At 36.9% G+C, this 17,880-nt stretch carries 17 protein-coding genes; 2 read left to right on the plus strand and 15 right to left on the minus strand.

The window, feature by feature from the left end:
- Positions 1–330: 330 nt before the first annotated feature.
- The 8 genes from dtd to MKX67_RS16375 form a co-directional block, all read right to left on the minus strand.
- Complete coding sequence (gene dtd / locus MKX67_RS16340) at positions 331–771, minus strand: D-aminoacyl-tRNA deacylase (protein ID WP_095372445.1); 441 nt, start codon at positions 769–771, stop codon at positions 331–333.
- 17 nt (positions 772–788) lie between these two features.
- Complete coding sequence (locus tag MKX67_RS16345; protein WP_095372444.1) at positions 789–2,984, minus strand: bifunctional (p)ppGpp synthetase/guanosine-3',5'-bis(diphosphate) 3'-pyrophosphohydrolase; 2,196 nt, start codon at positions 2,982–2,984, stop codon at positions 789–791.
- Between the two features lie 276 nt (positions 2,985–3,260).
- Complete coding sequence (locus tag MKX67_RS16350; protein WP_095372443.1) at positions 3,261–3,773, minus strand: adenine phosphoribosyltransferase; 513 nt, start codon at positions 3,771–3,773, stop codon at positions 3,261–3,263.
- An 18-nt stretch (positions 3,774–3,791) separates the two neighbouring features.
- Positions 3,792–6,131 (minus strand): single-stranded-DNA-specific exonuclease RecJ, encoded by a 2,340-nt coding sequence (gene recJ / locus MKX67_RS16355; RefSeq protein ID WP_341056600.1) that lies wholly within the window; start codon positions 6,129–6,131, stop codon positions 3,792–3,794.
- Positions 6,132–6,182: 51 nt separating this feature from the next.
- Positions 6,183–6,524, minus strand: coding sequence for a lipopolysaccharide assembly protein LapA domain-containing protein (locus MKX67_RS16360; RefSeq protein WP_095372441.1), 342 nt, complete (start codon positions 6,522–6,524; stop codon positions 6,183–6,185).
- 11 nt (positions 6,525–6,535) lie between these two features.
- Positions 6,536–7,435 carry a cation diffusion facilitator family transporter gene (locus MKX67_RS16365; RefSeq protein WP_095372440.1) on the minus strand — a complete coding sequence of 300 codons (900 nt, stop codon included), beginning with the start codon at positions 7,433–7,435 and terminating at the stop codon, positions 6,536–6,538.
- 271 nt (positions 7,436–7,706) lie between these two features.
- A complete protein-coding gene (secDF, locus tag MKX67_RS16370; protein ID WP_095372439.1) occupies positions 7,707–9,974 on the minus strand; it encodes a protein translocase subunit SecDF in 2,268 nt (755 codons plus the stop codon).
- Between the two features lie 231 nt (positions 9,975–10,205).
- Positions 10,206–10,493, minus strand: a complete 288-nt coding sequence (locus MKX67_RS16375; RefSeq protein WP_233435379.1) for a post-transcriptional regulator — start codon at positions 10,491–10,493, stop codon at positions 10,206–10,208.
- 131 nt (positions 10,494–10,624) lie between these two features.
- Between MKX67_RS16375 and spoVB the strand changes: the two genes are divergently transcribed.
- On the plus strand, positions 10,625–12,181 hold the full coding sequence (spoVB, locus tag MKX67_RS16380) for a stage V sporulation protein B (RefSeq protein WP_095372437.1): 1,557 nt from the start codon (positions 10,625–10,627) through the stop codon (positions 12,179–12,181).
- A 66-nt stretch (positions 12,182–12,247) separates the two neighbouring features.
- Here spoVB and MKX67_RS16385 read toward each other — a convergent pair whose 3' ends face one another.
- Positions 12,248–12,913, minus strand: coding sequence for a DUF421 domain-containing protein (locus MKX67_RS16385; protein WP_307312774.1), 666 nt, complete (start codon positions 12,911–12,913; stop codon positions 12,248–12,250).
- Between the two features lie 86 nt (positions 12,914–12,999).
- On the opposite strand from MKX67_RS16385, the gene MKX67_RS16390 reads away from it, so the two are divergent.
- Positions 13,000–13,446, plus strand: coding sequence for a TIGR04086 family membrane protein (locus MKX67_RS16390; protein ID WP_324837515.1), 447 nt, complete (start codon positions 13,000–13,002; stop codon positions 13,444–13,446).
- Positions 13,447–13,511: 65 nt separating this feature from the next.
- Here the strand turns inward: MKX67_RS16390 and yajC are convergent, their stop codons facing one another.
- Genes yajC through ruvA form a run of 6 tightly spaced genes read right to left on the minus strand, consistent with a single transcriptional unit; the run spans position 13,512 to position 17,870 of the window.
- Complete coding sequence (gene yajC / locus MKX67_RS16395; RefSeq protein WP_095372435.1) at positions 13,512–13,787, minus strand: preprotein translocase subunit YajC; 276 nt, start codon at positions 13,785–13,787, stop codon at positions 13,512–13,514.
- A gap of 26 nt (positions 13,788–13,813) precedes the next feature.
- Positions 13,814–14,953, minus strand: coding sequence for a tRNA guanosine(34) transglycosylase Tgt (gene tgt / locus MKX67_RS16400; protein ID WP_095372434.1), 1,140 nt, complete (start codon positions 14,951–14,953; stop codon positions 13,814–13,816).
- 30 nt (positions 14,954–14,983) lie between these two features.
- Positions 14,984–16,012, minus strand: a complete 1,029-nt coding sequence (queA, locus tag MKX67_RS16405; protein WP_342488463.1) for a tRNA preQ1(34) S-adenosylmethionine ribosyltransferase-isomerase QueA — start codon at positions 16,010–16,012, stop codon at positions 14,984–14,986.
- A gap of 28 nt (positions 16,013–16,040) precedes the next feature.
- Positions 16,041–16,223 (minus strand): DUF2905 domain-containing protein, encoded by a 183-nt coding sequence (locus MKX67_RS16410; protein WP_095373638.1) that lies wholly within the window; start codon positions 16,221–16,223, stop codon positions 16,041–16,043.
- Positions 16,220–17,236, minus strand: coding sequence for a Holliday junction branch migration DNA helicase RuvB (gene ruvB / locus MKX67_RS16415; protein WP_341051667.1), 1,017 nt, complete (start codon positions 17,234–17,236; stop codon positions 16,220–16,222). Before ruvB ends, MKX67_RS16410 begins: the two co-directional genes overlap by 4 nt.
- 34 nt (positions 17,237–17,270) lie before the next feature.
- Positions 17,271–17,870 (minus strand): Holliday junction branch migration protein RuvA, encoded by a 600-nt coding sequence (gene ruvA, locus MKX67_RS16420; RefSeq protein WP_095372432.1) that lies wholly within the window; start codon positions 17,868–17,870, stop codon positions 17,271–17,273.
- Positions 17,871–17,880: the final 10 nt, after the last annotated feature.

The following is a 17,880-nucleotide window of genomic DNA, read 5'->3' on the forward strand; positions in this document are numbered from 1 at the left end:
TTTTGCTTTTAGGCAGGTGTTTTTTTATATTTATTGAACTAGCATAAATTAAGAGTTCCTTAGCCCAATAACAAAAAGAGAGTGTGTAATGTAGTTTTGCTCGTCTATGTTTGATGCTGTCACTCTAGATACACGAGCTCATTCACTTTCCTACGCTATCTTTAACGATTCCACTCTATTTGTACGATTAATCCTCTTCCTACGCTATCTTTGGCGAAATGTACGAGCAAACACATTCAACTCTCATAAACAACGCCCAATTATTAGAACAAAAAATCAACCTGATCAAATCCCCTTCAATCAAGATTTGTTCAGGTTGGGTCTTATTTTTTATTTACTTTCTAAAATGAGTGTAACGGGACCATCATTGGTGAGAGATACATCCATCATCGCACCAAATTCACCTTTTTCTACGTGGACACCTTTTTCCTCAAGCATTTCATTAAAGCGAAGATAGATGTCTAACGCTTTCTCAGGGCGTGCAGCATTCATGAAGTTAGGGCGTCTCCCTTTACGGCAGTCCCCATACAGGGTGAATTGAGATACAGAAAGAATTTCACCTTGTATATCAAGTAATGACCTATTCATTTTACCTTCTTCATCATCGAACACACGAAGATGAACGATTTTATCAGCTAAATAAGCAGCATCTTCAAACGTATCCTCATGGGTAATCCCAACAAGCAAAACAAAGCCATGCGTAATGCTACCAGTTATTTTTTCACCAACAGTCACTTTGGCTGCTTTACTTCTCTGAACAACAATTTTCAAAACTCTAGCCACTCCTTTTAATTCATAATTCGACGAACCGCATATACATCGGGTATCTGCTTAATACGCTCTACCACTTTATGCAGATGGTTTACATTATGAATAGAGATCGACATATTGATTGAAGCGGCTTTATTCTTGTCCGAACGACCTGTTACTGCAGATATATTTGTTTTCGCTTCATTTACTGCCTGAAGCACTTCATTCAATAATCCACGTCGATCATAGCCAGTAATTTCTATTTCTACATTATACTCTTTCTGATCATTTAAAGCGGTCTCCCACTCAACAGGTATAAGTCTTGCTTTCGCATCATCTGTATTAATATTCGTACAGTCCGCACGATGGACAGAGACACCTCTACCCTTCGTAATAAATCCGACAATTTCATCACCTGGTACCGGATTACAACAACGCGATAAACGAATAAGCAAGTTATCAATTCCTGATACGCGTACACCTGATTCACGTTTTTTCGCTTGAGGAAGCTGTTTCAATTCGCTTACAGCATTGGATATATCTTTTTTACCTTCAAGGTCTCTTTGCTTTCTTAACTTTTCAGTTAGGCGATTGGCTACCTGTAATGCCGTAATGCCATTATATCCAACTGAAGCATACAAATCTTCTTCAGATGGGAAATTATATTTTTCCGATACACGATTTAGATTTTCTGCGGTCATAATCTCTTTTACTTCAAAATCCATATTACGAATCTCTTTTTCGATTAATTCGCGCCCTTTTTCAACATTTTCTTCTTTTCTTTGCTTTTTGAAGAATTGTCTAATCTTATTTTTTGCTTGTGAAGATTGAGCTAATTTAAGCCAGTCTTGACTTGGCCCATAAGAATGCTTAGAAGTTAATATTTCAACAATATCCCCTGTTTGCAACTTATAATCAAGTGTTACCATTTTACCGTTTACTTTCGCACCAATCGTTTTATTACCTATTTCTGAATGAATTCTATAGGCAAAATCTATTGGTACTGAGCCTGATGGTAGTTCAATGACATCTCCTTTAGGCGTAAAAACATAGACCATATCAGAAAACAGGTCCATCTTAAGCGATTCCATAAACTCCTCGGCACCAACCGAATCATCTTGGAAATCCAATATCTCTCTAAACCATTTTAATTTATCTTCAAATGAAGAATTTTCATCGACCTTTGTTCCTTCTTTATAAGCCCAATGAGCAGCGATACCAAATTCAGCTATTCTATGCATATCAAAGGTACGTATTTGCACCTCTAATGGATCTCCTTTAGGACCAATAACTGTTGTATGCAATGATTGATACATATTTTGCTTAGGCATCGCAATATAATCTTTAAACCTGCCTGGCATTGGTTTCCAATGCGTGTGGATAATACCGAGAACAGCATAACAATCCTTTATGCTATTTACCACAATCCTTACGGCTAGTAGATCATAAATTTCATTGAATTGTTTGTTTTGTAGAGCCATTTTTCGATAGATGCTATAAATATGTTTAGCTCTACCAGAAATCTCAGGTTCAATGGTTACGTCGTCCAGACGATCTCTCATCATCGCAATAACATCTACTAAATATTGTTCCCTCTCTGCTCTCTTCTTCTTCATCAAGTTAACAATTCGATAATATTGCTGCGGATTCAAGTATCTTAAAGCTGTATCTTCTAATTCCCACTTAATTTTAGAAATTCCTAGTCTATGAGCAAGCGGAGCAAAAATCTCTAAAGTTTCGTTCGAGATTCTTCTTTGCTTCTCAGCAGGTAAGTGTTTTAACGTCCGCATATTATGAAGTCTATCTGCAAGTTTTATTAAAATCACTCTAATATCTTGTGCCATGGCAACAAACATTTTACGATGATTTTCTGCTTGCTGTTCTTCTTTTGATTTATATTTAATCTTCCCCAGCTTTGTTACACCATCTACAAGCATAGCAACTTCTTCACTAAAATGTTCCGCGATATCCTCTAAAGTGGATTCAGTATCCTCAACAACATCATGAAGAAAGCCAGCTGCTACTGTAGCTGGGTCCATTTCCAGGTCCGCTAATATTCCCGCTACTTGAATAGGGTGAATAATGTACGGTTCACCTGATTTACGGTATTGTTCACTATGAGCAGACTTAGCGAATTCGTAAGCTCTTTTGACGAACTGGGCATGCTCTTCATTCAAATATTCTCTTGTCCTATCGATGACTTGTTCGGCGGTCAACACCTGATCGTTCGCCATGGAATCACCTTTATCCCAAATTATTTTTAATAACCATAACCATGTGTAATATCTTCTTTTCCTTATACAAAATAAATATATATCATTAAGAAAAAAGAAACGATTGTTACTATTATCGAAAAAAATAACATAGATGTAAAGAGCTAGCGTTTTATTTTTACAAAAAAACGTAGAATTTGTCGAAATTACTAATAATTAATTCCAATTTCTCCTTAATTATCCTAAAAATAACTATTAATAAAAAAAGAGAACACATATAGTGCTCTCTAGAATCTATTAATAAGTCATTAAAGTTAAAACATCATAATCCTTTAATTTCTCTTTACCATCTAAATAGCTTAACTCGATTAAGAAGGCAATACCTGCAACAACTCCACCTAGTTCTTCTACTAATTTTATTGTTGCCTCAATGGTTCCACCTGTAGCTAGAAGATCGTCCGTGATTAATACGCGTTGACCAGGCTTAATCGCATCTTTATGGATAGTTAAGACATCTTTACCATATTCCAGACCATAATCTACTTTTACCGTTTCTCTAGGTAGTTTACCTTCTTTACGAACAGGTGCAAATCCTACTCCTAAAGAATAAGCTACTGGACATCCAATTATAAATCCACGCGCTTCTGGCCCGACAACAAGGTCAATCTGTTTTTCTTTCGCATAAGTAACAATTTGGTCTGTTGCATATCTATAAGCATCACCATTATCCATTAATGTAGTAATATCTTTAAATGTGATACCTGGTTTTGGCCAATCCTCTACTATAGTAATATATTGTTTTAAATCCATCTTCTTTCCTTTGCCTCCTCAATTCACATAGGCATTCTGAAGCAGCCCATCAAACCAATCTTTTAATTGACCTGCTTTTGAATAAAGCAATTCATTTTCTAACTTCACTTGTTGTTGCTTTATGCAAAAAGCCTGTGATTCCGATAAATCTCTCTTTTGTTTTGCATCACTAAGAGAAATCATCCCATTATCTATTTTAACAAATTCTAGTTCAAAAAACACTTCAGTCATAAAATCAATATAAGAAACTTGCCAGCCTTTAAATTTAGCTACCTCTGCTTTTCTTTCTTCAAGGTTAAAAGGCCCTCTCTTAGCAATGAGCGCATAGTACCATTTAAAATGGTCACGGTTTGGAGTCGCCATAGAGAATATATCATTTGTTTGATAGAAATGACAATAAATTCTTTCTGGACTTTTCCCACGCAAAATAGCCTCTAGTCTTTCCTTTTGTGGTGGTAAATCACAAAAAACCACATGCTTACCATCTAATATAATATTTTCTGCCTCTTCGTCAGACAGAATCAACGATACATTGGGATTATAAGGTAAAAATTTTTCATGATTTTCCTTATTAAATACGATCCATTCAGAGGTTTCATGATGGACATGTGTGACAATTGTGTCTAAACGTTTAGCGCCTCTAATATCAAATAATTGCCATTCTTGTATACGTATATCTTGGATAAAGACTTGTGGCTTCTTTATATTATTCCATTCGTTAATAGAAAGTTCCCCTACAATAGCAAGACTAGCATCCATAGAAATTTGTTCTGCGTATTCTCCAAATCCAAATCCAATTCCATCCAATGTCACATCATTATCTTCTAATGTAATCTTCAGATGTGTTTTATTGGTCCCAATTCTCTTTAACAGACTGACATTCGCCTCTTTTAACATTACTTTCGGCTTAGGATTATCAATACCAAACGGTGCCAATTGTTGTATTTCAGCGATCATTTCTAAATTAACATCAGCTACCCTTAATTCAGCATCTAGATTAGTAATCGGTATAAAGTCATCTTCGTTTAACTGTTCCTTCGCAAGCTGGATAAGCCTTTGACGAAGTATGTCAACATCATCAAGTTTCAAGGTCATTCCTGCAGCCATTGGGTGACCACCAAAATGAGGAAGGATATCTCGAGATTGCGACAGATTATGAAACAGATCAAAGCCAGTTATACTCCTCGCAGATCCTTTAGCTATTCCTTGTTGTGAATCGAAACTTAGACATATAACAGGACGATAATATTTCTCTACTAGCCTTGAAGCCACAATTCCAACAACCCCAGGGTTCCAACCTTCTTTACCTACTACAATGACCGGATTTTCCTCAATTGGATATTCCGCCTCAACTTGTTGAATCGCTTCTTCAGCCATGGTATGAACAATTGATTGTCGCTCTTTATTCATTTGGTCGATTTCTTCAGCTAACGCTTCAGCCTCAAGCGCATCTTCAGTTAATAACAATTCCACTGCAGGGTCCGCAGAATCTAATCTACCTACAGCATTTAATCTTGGTGCAATCGTAAAGCCGATTGTCTCTTCTGTCATCTCTGCTAATTTGACATTAGCTAACGATATTAATGATCTGATACCAAGATTCTGTGTTGATTGCAGCTTTTTAAGACCTTTCTTCACAATTAACCGATTTTCATCCGTCAATGAAACAAGGTCTGCAACTGTACCAATTGCAACAAACTCTAATAAATCATTTGGCACATTACCTAATAGAGCATGAGCAAGCTTAAATGCTACACCAACTCCAGCAAGTTCTTTGAAAGGATAACGACTGTCAGGAAGTTTCGGATGAATGATTGCCAGACACTCTGGCAAGACAGGGCCTGGTTCATGATGATCCGTAATAATTAAATCGATTCCCATTTCTTTAACCGCTTGCGCAGGTTCGATAGCAGCAATTCCTGTATCAACAGTAATAATTAACGAAACACCGATATCACTAGCATATTGAAATGCCGGAACATTTGGCCCATAACCTTCCGTAAACCGGTTAGGTATGTAAAATTGCACATCTGCTCCTAGTGATGTTAATGTTCTCATCATGACAGTAGTACTCGTAACACCATCGGCATCATAGTCTCCAAAAATCATAATCGATTCGTTATTTTTAATCGCTCGTTGTATACGCGAAACAGCCAAATCCATATCATTTAATAAGAAAGGATCGTGAAATTCTTTTTTTTCATCAAATAAAAAATACCGTGCTGATTCGACGGTATTAAAGCCGCGATTAACAAGTAATGTAGCCAACGCAGATGAAATATTTAATCCGTTTATGAGTTCCTCTACAGAGGCTTCATCTGATTGACGAACATTCCAACGCGTTTTAGAATGTAACATACGTTCACCCCTCAACTTTTACATTATACTAGAGCGTCGCATTCGTTTCAATTATTCTTTGTTGTTGCTTACCTTTAATTGTTTAGCATCATGAAATTCACTTTTCACTTGATGAGTTTTATCTGCTTCTTTTTGTCCCTCATTTCCTTTAAGCGCTACTAACTGTTTTTTCAACGATTTAACTTCTCTTTGTAAATTAAAAATTTTTATTAAACCGACTGAACTAACAATGAGACCTCCCATTAATACAGAACTTAAAATAACGAGAATCAGCGGCCAACTACTTTCGCCGAATAGATAATTAACCGTAACAGGATCGACGTTAATAACAGCAAAAATAGCGACAATTAATGTAAAAACAATACTGAGTAATATAATCCATTGATTTTTCATTTATTCCCCTCCTATGTATGATCATATGGAATCATTTGAATAAAAACGTTTTGCACTTGATGAAAAGCCATTAGTTTTTCTTTTGCATTTTTTACAATGAGATGACCGTCTTCAACAGTGAGAGATGGGTCTACGGCTATCTTTAAATCAATAATTAAGTAATGCCCATGCTCTCTTGCATGCAGCTCTTCTATTCGTTTAATTCCTTCTACTTTATCGACAGCAGAAAATAGATAACTTGATGCCTCAGGGCTTAACACATGATCCATTGTATTATGAATGGCTTCCTTCCCTAGTTGAAAAGCCATATGGAGAATCATAAAAGCTACTACTAAACCAATGACAGGGTCCGCATATTCTAGCCAATTGAGCCCTAATTTTCCTCCTATAATCGCACTACCTATACCAATTAATGCAGCTAATGAGGAATAGACATCTGAGCGGTGTTCATAGGCATTTACAATAAGTGCATCACTATTTAACTCTTTTCCCAGTTTAAACTTATATCTAAACATTCCCTCTTTTACTAGGATGGAAACAATCACAGCAATAATCGCGTATACCTTCGGAGCTTCAACAGGTTGAAATAATGATTGAAATGATGATATGAAAATCTCAATACCAACAAAGAATAGAAATACAGCAACAATAATTGCAGCAATTAATTCAGCTTTACCGTGTCCATATGGATGGTCCTCATCTGGAGGCCTTTTAGCTGCAATTAAGCCAATATAAACAGCGAGTGAACCTGCTACATCAGATGCTGAATGGATCGCATCCGCTATTAAAGCTTTACTACCAGAGTGAACTCCAATTACCCATTTGAAAATAGCTAGGGCAATATTTGCCCCCATTCCTAAAATTGCTGCATTCTCGGCCCGTTTAAACCTCACTTCTTTCTCAACAAGCATTTAAAAATCCCCCTCTTGATCATTCATCTACCTATTATTTCCATAACAACTAAAATCATAACCATAACTAGAGCGTGCCTCCTACTTTAACTAATACTGACTCTAAATGGAGGGGATAAAAAACGAGAGCAAACAATAAAGACCTAGCAATACCACCTATATACCTTACTAAACCCATACTTGCGATTTAGCAATGAATATAGTGACATCTATGTTATAAAAGCGATAAAAAAAGCATCTGCCATTTTATGCAGATGCTTGATATCTTCTTTTAAACTTGTGGTTCGTCCGTTTTCTGTTTCTTTTCTTTATAAGTAATTAATACACCATGCTTTTTCAGTTGCATACCTTTCCATGATAGCCACATTTGTGTCGCAAGGAAGATAGATGAATAAGTACCGGCAATTAACCCTATTAATAAAGCAATATTAAAGTTACGTATCGCTTCACTACCAAATATCAACAGTCCGAGTACAGCTAGTACGACTGTAATAATGGTATTAATTGATCGACCCAGCGTTTGCCGCAAACTTTGATTAGCTATTTGCGCAAGCTCCTCAAAGGTTTTAATTTTCTTCTTCCTAACCATATTCTCACGTATGCGGTCAAATGTAACGATTGTATCATTGATTGAATAACCAACAATGGTTAAGACAGCAGCTATAAATGTAAGATCCGCTTCTAGCCTTGTCACACTAAATATAACAACAATAAAGAAGGCGTCATGCAATAAAGCTAGTACTGCGGCTAAAGCCATCCTCCATTCGAAACGGATGGTGACATACAGAATAATTCCTATGGCCGCTATGGCTAATGCTTTTATTGCATTCATCGCTATTTCTTTACCTACTGTTGGGGTAACAGTACTAATGTTAGGAATACTTCCATATTCATCTTCTAGTTGTGATTGATACTCAGCAATTTGTTCTTTATTGAATACCTCGTCTTTTATACGGGCGACACCAATTTCATTATTATTACCGGAAATAACGATATCGTCCGTTTCTATACCTATTTCTGCTAAAGATGCTTGATAACCGTCTTCCGTTAACGGCTCATTAGACATTTGCTCAATTCTTGTTCCTTGTGAAAAGTCAATGCTCAAGTTTAAGCCGAATATAAAGAGCATAATAATTCCTAGGACGATCATCAAGCCAGAAAAACTATAGTATTTTTTCCGATGTTTAACGAAGTCAAAGCGGTCAAATTTAGTTGTTAAGTCTACTGTATCTAGGTTTTCATTTAATTGGTGTATATCTTTCTTATGAACACCGAACATGCCTGGCATGTTTTTAAACAGGTTACTATTTACACATAACCAGAGTAGTAATCTAGCTCCGTATACAGCCGTAATGAAACTCATCAAAATACTTAAAATTAAAGTCGTAGCAAACCCTTTTACAGAACTTGTCCCATAAATAAACAATACGCCAGCTGCTAACAATGTCGTTAAATTGGCATCAAAAATAGTTGATAAAGAGTTTTTACTACCTGCTTTAAATGCAGCTTTAATCGAACGGCCCACTCTTATTTCATCTTTTATTCTTTCATAAGTAATAATATTTGCATCTACTGCCATACCCACTCCAAGAATTAATGCCGCCACACCAGGTAATGTGAGTACCGCATTCATCAGATTAAATACGACTAATGTCAAATATAAGTAAACAGATAAAGTGATGACTGCAATGACTCCAGGAAGTCGGTAATAAGCAATCATAAAGATGAAAATCGCAGCAATACCTATTATTCCGCCAATAATGGTTTTATCTAATGCTGACTCACCAAATTGTGCACCAACAGAAGTCGAATAGACTTCATCTAACTTAACTGGTAATGAGCCTGCCGATAATAAATCAGATAAAGTTTTTGCTTCTTCTAAAGTAAAGTTACCTACAATTGAAACCGAATCTTGATTAAATACTTGACTCACTTGTGGGGCTGATAAGTATTTAGGATCTTCTTTTGTCGCTTCTTCGGCGAATGAATCTCCTTCTTCAAAATCTAACCAAATGACCAGTAGATTCTCCCCTGCTGGTTTGTTTACAATTTCTTGAGTAACTTCTCTAAACTTATCCGCACTCTTTAACTTAATAGAGACGCTCGGACGACCATTTTCATCGAATGTTTGTGATGCTCCCCCTTCAACAAGGTCACTCCCATCCATCAACACATTATCATCCACGTCTCTAAACGTTAGATTGGCCTCAGTTGAAAGCATTTCCCTAGCTTGCTCTTGATCTGTTACTCCAGCCAGTTGCACCCTAATGCGGTTGTCCCCTTCAATTTGAATATTGGGTTCACTTACACCAAGGACATTAATTCGGCGATCTAGGGATTGTGCTGTTGCTGACATTGCAGCTTGGTCAATTTCTTGGCCTTCTTTTGCAGGCGACACCTCATAAAGCACTTCAAACCCACCTTGCAAATCAAGACCAAGCTTTACATCTCCTAAAATATCTTTCGAAGTGAATCCCATCAAACTTGCAAATAAAATAATGATTAGAAAAAATGATAGAATTCTGCTACGCTTTACCATTATGTATATTTCCTCCTCACTTTCCAAACAAGCCCAAATATTGAGCTTTTTACCGTGACTTTTCTAACAGGATAAACGAAGTAAATATGATTATAACCGTTTAATGAAAACCTTTCTCAAGCGCAATATTATTATTATGAAACAAGAGGAAGGGACTGTCAATTTTATCAACATAGTTGTTGAGATAAACGTTTATGACTAGAGTACTAAGTGATGGATAACTAACTCGTTCTATTTTAGTAATTCCTTCATTTCCTCAGCATTTTCCAGAGAAAATTCTGTGTCCATATAAGCTTCAACAGTTGTATAGTTAATAAATTCTCCAACTTTTATCCCTAAAACATCTTCCACAATTTCAAATAATCGTATCGTTGATTTAGGTGTTTTCCACTTTTTCTTCTTTAAGTATTCCCATAATTGCGCTCTTGTCACATGTTCATATCCAAGAAAGCGAAACTCATCGATTTTTACATCAATTGCAGGTTCTACCTCTTCGAAAAAAATATCATAGGCATGCATTTTCAAATTCAACTCTCCTTTTTTTAAATATAACTCACTTTAATTACGAAAGCTTGTCATGCTTTGTCCATCTTCTTGCATATAGATTAATTGTATATGAATACCTTTCATTTGAGAAGGCAGGGTGTACAATGTCGAAATTTATTCAAGGAACGATTATTCTCTTATTTGCTGGACTTGTAACTAGAGTACTCGGGTTTATTAATCGGATTGTCATCGCAAGGTTCATTGGAGCTGAAGGTGTCGGTCTTTATATGATGGCTTTTCCTACATTTATTCTAGTCGTAACAATTACACAGCTTGGTTTACCCGTAGCAATTTCAAAAAATGTGGCGGAAGCGGAAGCAAGAGGAGATACGGAAAAAACAAAAAAAATCCTCATTGTTTCATTAGCTAGTACATTATCATTATCGATCTTATTTACACCAGCTTTAATTTTATTAACTCCCTATCTTTCAGAGCATTTATTAACAGATAACAGGACGCTATATCCATTATTAGCTATCGCACCTGTTGTGCCGATTATTGCCGTCTCTTCTGTCATACGCGGATATTTCCAAGGTAAGCAAAATATGAAGCCGGCCGCTTATTCACAACTTATTGAACAAGTTGTAAGAATCACATTAATTGCTGCACTAACTAAAGCATTTTTGCCATACGGGATTGAATATGCTGCAGCGGGAGCTATGCTTGCATCCGTAATTGGCGAATTAGCGTCACTCATTTATTTACTAGCATCATTTAAATTAAAAAAGAAGTTTAAGGTACGAAGACAATTTTTCCAACATATCCGTAAGGGCAAGGATACGTTTAAACAACTTATGGAAGTGGCATTACCTACGACTGGAAGTAGAATGATCGGTTCTGTCGCTTGGTTTTTAGAGCCAATTGTTGTAACTTATAGTCTTGCTATAGCTGGTGTTTCTACTATTGCTGCTACAGAAGGATATGGTGCCTTAACCGGATTTGCTCTTCCTTTGTTAATGCTACCATCATTCATTAATATGGCGCTCTCCACCTCACTCGTACCTGCCATTAGCGAAGCGAAAGCAGTAAATAACTTTCATTTAATTGAATATCGTCTGCAGCAAGCATTAAGGATTTCTTTAACCACAGGTGGTCTTTCAGTTGTAGTTATTTATATTCTGGCTGAACCATTAATGACTGTCATGTATGGTTCGACAACAGGTACCGACTTCCTAAAATTAATGGCGCCTCTTTTCCTATTCTACTATTTCCAACAGCCACTGCAGTCTGCGCTACAAGCCCTAGATTTAGCACGTGCTGCCATGATCAATAGCCTGATTGGTGCGGTTGCTAAAATTGCGGTTATCTTTATTCTTGGAAGCCAGCCTGCCTTTGGTATTACAGGAGTAGCGCTCGGGTTAATTGTCGGCTTTGTATTAGTTACTCTACTGCATTTCGCCACTTTGTTAAAAGCCATTTCTTATACCATTCATATGCGTGAATACTTAATCACATCGGGCGCTATGCTCCTAACCGGTTATATCGGATATATTACAATTAAGTACCTAAATTTCACCATCGTACCTACTATCCTATGTGGGGCAATGATTATGAGTTTACTCTATCTAATCATCATGATTTTCACAAAGCTCATTAGAAAAGGTGATGTACAAGGACTTCCGGGAGTCGGTCAGTTTTTAGCGAAATTTATGTTTAGATAGCCTTCATATAAAAAACTGAGTGACTAGATTTACACACTCAGTTTTTTCTACCCATGAACATCTTTTCTATTTCTCATCAATTAAATCAATATAAAATGTATTATTTTCAAAACTACATAAGGACACCCTTGAAATATCATGAACCCCTTTTTCCTTTAATTCTTTCTTCAACCATTCTTCATCCTTATTGATTAATGCTAAGTTTTCACTATTTATTCTCCCGTCCATGACAAGAGGAAGGGTAAATGTTGGGGTAAGGTCCGCTTGTGATGACTGATTGCTCTTTTCAATCACAGACAAGCTCCCGGATACCTCTAGTATTGCATATTCGACATCAGATATAAGTGAAATATCTTTTTCACGTAGTTGCATAAGGAGATCATCTAAATTGTAGCGCAGTTTTTTCATCGCTTTCTCATCAATCTTCCCTTTATTAATTAAAATGACTGGTTTTCCATCAACAAGATCCCTCATTTTCTTACTTTTTAAGGACCAATAGGCGGAAATAATCTGTACAACCATCAGAATAAGCATAGGAAGAATATTCCTAAATAATTTCTCGTCACTCTTCTCAATCGCAACAACTGCCAACTCAGCAATCATTATCGAAATGACTAAATCAAGTATACTAAGCTCACCAATTTCCCTTTTCCCCATGATACGATAGATGATAGTCATTAAAACATATAGTAAAATCGTTCGAAATATAACAATAAAATATTCTTCCAACATAGCCACCTCTTTATAAGATTAGCTTGTACAGGACTTCTCAATTTAATCAAATAGAGTAAGAAATATTTTATGATTTTGCTTCTATTTTGCCATCCGCAGAATATGCTTGTACAAAGGAATTTTATCAAAAGAGAAAGGGGAGGTTTCCAATCGAAGAATCGAAGGCATTAGGGACTTCCGTTTTACATGGCCTTATAGCCATTTTCACATTGGCAATTGTTAGTAGTTTTATTTTCGCTCTTATATTGAGGTTTACTTCCTTACAAGAGTCTTCTGTTCAATATGTAATGACAGCCATTTCTTTTATTGCTCTCTTTACTGGAGGTTTCATTTCAGGTGGGAAAGGAAAACAAAGGGGATGGATGCTCGGCGGGATAACTGGTGCGATTTATACAATCATTATTTTTTTATTCCAATATCTCGGGTTTGATAAACTATTTAATCCTCAACAAATCGTATACTTTATTTGCTATATTCTCATTGCAATGATGGGTGGTATTTTAGGTGTAAACATGAGTTCAAAATCAAAATAGGAGTTAAGTGAAAATGAAAAAAGCTGTTTGAAGTAGGGAAACTACTTCAAACAGCTTTTTCATTCTTAAACGGTACCGGGAGCTGATTCAGTTACTTCACGAATCGCTTGACGGTCGTATGTAAGACGGCTTCCATCGCCACACTTGATAACGACTTTGTCCTCATCGATTGCATCTACAAAACCATGTAAACCACCGATTGTAACTACTTTATCGCCTTTTTTCAGACTATTCTGCATTTGATTAACCGCTTTTTGACGTTTTTGTTGTGGTCTGATTAAAAGGAAATAAAACAGCACAAACATAATGACTAACGGCCCAATAGTAGCTAAAATATCCATATTCTCTTTTCCCCTCCTTTCAAGTATTAGAAGTTTTTCGCGTTCGGCTTATTAAAACCATATTTCTCGAAAAATTCTTCTCTAAAGTCACCTAGACGATCCTCTCTGATTGCCTCTCTGACCTTTTCCATTAATTTTAACAGAAAATAAAGGTTATGATAAGTTGTAAGCCTTATTCCGAAAGTTTCGTCACATTTTATTAAGTGTCTTATATAGGCACGACTATAATTTCGACAAGTATAGCAATCGCAATTCTCATCTAGTGGACCAAAGTCACGTGCATACTTCGCATTTTTAACAACTAATCTTCCTTCGCTAGTCATTAACGTGCCATTTCTTGCAATCCTTGTTGGTAATACACAATCAAACATATCTACCCCACGAATCGCACCATCAATTAAGGAATCCGGTGAACCGACACCCATTAAATAACGAGGCTTATGATTGGGCAGAAGTGGTGTTGTTTCTTCCAACACTCTATTCATTATATCCTTTGGTTCCCCAACTGATAACCCCCCTATTGCATAGCCAGGAAAATCAAGTGAAACAAGGTCTTTCGCACTTTGAGCACGTAAATCATTATATTCGCCACCTTGAACAATACCAAATAAACCTTGGTCGTTTGGTCGTTCATGTGCTTCTAAACATCTCTCGGCCCACCTAGATGTTCGCTCAACAGATTTTTTCATATATTCATGTGTTGCTGGGAAAGGTGGACATTCATCAAATGCCATCATAATATCTGAGCCCAGTGCGTTTTGTATTTGCATGGCCTTTTCAGGTGAAAGAAATAGTTTATCTCCATTCAAATGATTACGGAAATGGACACCCTCTTCTTCAATCTTTCTAAAATCACTGAGACTAAATACTTGGAATCCACCGGAATCAGTTAAAATAGCACGATCCCAATTCATGAATTCATGTAAGCCTCCCGCTTCCTTTATCAACTCATGTCCAGGCCGTAACCATAGATGATACGTATTACTTAAAATTATTCCTGCCCCCATATTCACTAGATCTTCCGGTGACATTGTTTTCACCGTCGCTAGCGTACCTACTGGCATGAAAACAGGTGTTTCAAATGAGCCGTGAGGTGTGTGAACACGTCCAAGTCTCGCACCTGTTTGTTTACATGTTTTTATCAATTCATAACGTATAGCTGTCATGACGTAACTCCTTTTCCATATCAAACTCTTTTATTTAATAAACATTGCATCTCCAAAACTAAAGAAACGATACCTTTCTTCTACTGCTTGCTTATATGCTTCAAGCACATGCTCACGACCAGCCAATGCACTAATAAGCATAATCAACGTTGATTTTGGTAAGTGAAAATTCGTGATCATGCCATCAATCGCCTTAAATTCATACCCAGGGAAGATAAAGATATCAGTCCAACCACTTGACTCTTCAAAACGTCCGTTAAAAGCAGTAGCAATTGTTTCAAGTGTTCTTGTTGAAGTTGTACCAACACTGATGATTTTATGACCACTTTCCCGAATTCGGTTCAACGTTTGAGCTGTTTCTTTTGTCATTTGATAGAACTCGGCGTGCATTTCATGATGATCAATGTCATCTACATTTACTGGTCTGAACGTACCTAAACCCACATGAAGGGTAATGAAAAGAATCTCAATTCCACGCGCTTTTATTTCTTCTAATAGTTCTTCAGTAAAATGTAAACCAGCTGTAGGTGCTGCAGCAGAGCCATTCTCCTTTGCATAAACCGTTTGATAACGATCTCGATCCTCTAGTTGTTCTTTAATATAGGGTGGCAATGGCATTTCACCTAATTGCTCTAATACCTCGTAAAAAATCCCTTCATATTTGAACTTGAGAACACGTCCACCATGTTCACTCTCTTCAAGGCATACCGCTTTCAGCTGACCATCGCCAAAGATAATTTCTGTCCCTACTTTCACCCGTTTTGCTGGCTTTACAAGTGTTTCCCATTGATCATTTTCAAGCTGTTTCAACAGTAACACTTCTAATTTTGCTCCCGTTTCTTCTTTCATTCCAAAAAGTCGTGCTGGCAATACTCTTGTATCATTCAATACTAGTGCATCACCTGGCTGTAAATATTCTAAAATATGTTTAAACACGTCATGACGGACCGCTCCCGTCTCCTTATCTAATACCATTAATCGGCTACTTGTTCTGTCTTTAAGCGGTGTTTGCGCAATTAACTCTTCTGGTAAATTAAAATCAAATAAATCTACTTTCATTTTGTCTCGTCTCCAACTTTTGAATAATTTAACGTGACTTCCCAATAAAATAGACAATTAAGGAAAGTATCACACTAATAATAATTGACGTTACAATTGGGAAATAAACAGTTGTATTCCCTTTTCTAAATACAATATCTCCAGGGAGCTTTCCTAAATTGAAAAAATGCATAAGAAAACCAATAACAAATAGAAGACCACCAATAATCATGAACCATTTTGGCAATTGGATGGCACCTCCATTTGAAAATGTTGATAAACAAGCTGTGTCGCAATTCTGCCCCTTGGTGTCCTTTGTAAAAAACCAATTTGTAATAAATAGGGTTCGTACACATCTTCTATCGTATGTGCTTCTTCTCCAATGGTTGCAGCAATCGTCTCTAATCCTACTGGACCACCGCGAAAGCGCTCAATCATGCCCCTAAGTAACTTATGATCAATATGATCTAAGCCTAATCTATCGACCTGTAACATCTCTAATGCCTCGTTTGCAAACTGTTGGTTTACTGCACCATCCCCTCGCACTTGAGCATAATCCCTAACTCTACGAAGCAATCGGTTTGCAATACGAGGGGTTCCTCTTGAGCGTCGAGCAATCTCATCTGCCGCTTCTTCGTCTATTTCTGTATCGAGAATCGCCGCTGTTCTTACAACGATTTCCTTTAGTTGTCCCTCATTATAATATTCCAGTCTACTCATAACCCCGAACCTATCCCTTAAAGGTGCAGATAAAGAGCCTGCTCTCGTTGTAGCACCAACTAAAGTAAAAGGGGGAAGATCCAGTCTGACAGAACGAGCACTTGGGCCTTTTCCAATCACGATATCAAGACAAAAATCCTCCATTGCCGGGTATAATACTTCTTCTATTGCCCTTGGCAAACGATGAATCTCATCTATAAATAATACATCACCAGGCTCAAGTGAAGTCAAGACAGCCGCTAAATCACCAGGCCGTTCAATGGCTGGCCCTGCTGTTGTCCGAATATTAACGCCCATCTCATTACTAATAATCGTTGCTAAAGTAGTTTTTCCTAGGCCTGGTGGTCCGTAAAGAAGAACATGATCCAAGGTTTCATTACGCATTTTCGCTGCTTCTATGAAGATGCGCAAATTCTCCTTTACCTGATCTTGGCCGATATACTGTGCTAAGGTTTGTGGACGTAAGCTATATTCAAATGAGGTATCCTGATGATCCGCTTCTCCTGATATAATACGCTCATCCATTTGTTAACCATCCTTCCATGCCTTGCCTTCTTTCTTACTTAAGCAGCTTTTGCAAAGCCAATTTAATATACTGATCGGTAGTTAATGTTTCAGCACTTAAATCTTTCGTTATTTTCTTTAATTCTTTATCAGAATAGCCTAGTGCTTTTAACGCCAAAAGAGCTTCATCTAATTCATGGTTTCGATTACTTTTTATTTGTTTCTCTTCTGTAAATAAGTTCGGTAACAAGTCTGGTACAATATCAACTAGTTTCCCTTTTAAATCAAGAATCATCTGCCTAGCCGTTTTTTTACCTACACCTGGGAACTTCACAAGAAATGCCTCATCTTCATGCTCAATTGCATGAACAACCGCTTCTGGCTGACCTGTAGCAAGAACTGCCAGTGCTCCTTTTGGACCAATACCAGTTACATTGAGCAATTTCATGAATAAAGCTTTTTCCTGTCGTGATGTAAAACCATATAGTGATTCAATATCTTCTCTGACATGATGATATGTATAAATTTTCACTTCTTGATCGGTCGTATATCTAAATGGGTTTGGTGTAATTACTTGGTACCCAATCCCATTATTCTCAACTACAATGTATTCTGGCCCGATGAAGTCAACACGACCAATAATATATTCAAACAAAATTTATTCT

The organism is Cytobacillus sp. FSL W7-1323, from assembly GCF_038595015.1.
Taxonomy (GTDB): Bacteria; Bacillota; Bacilli; order Bacillales; family Cytobacillaceae; genus Cytobacillus; species Cytobacillus kochii.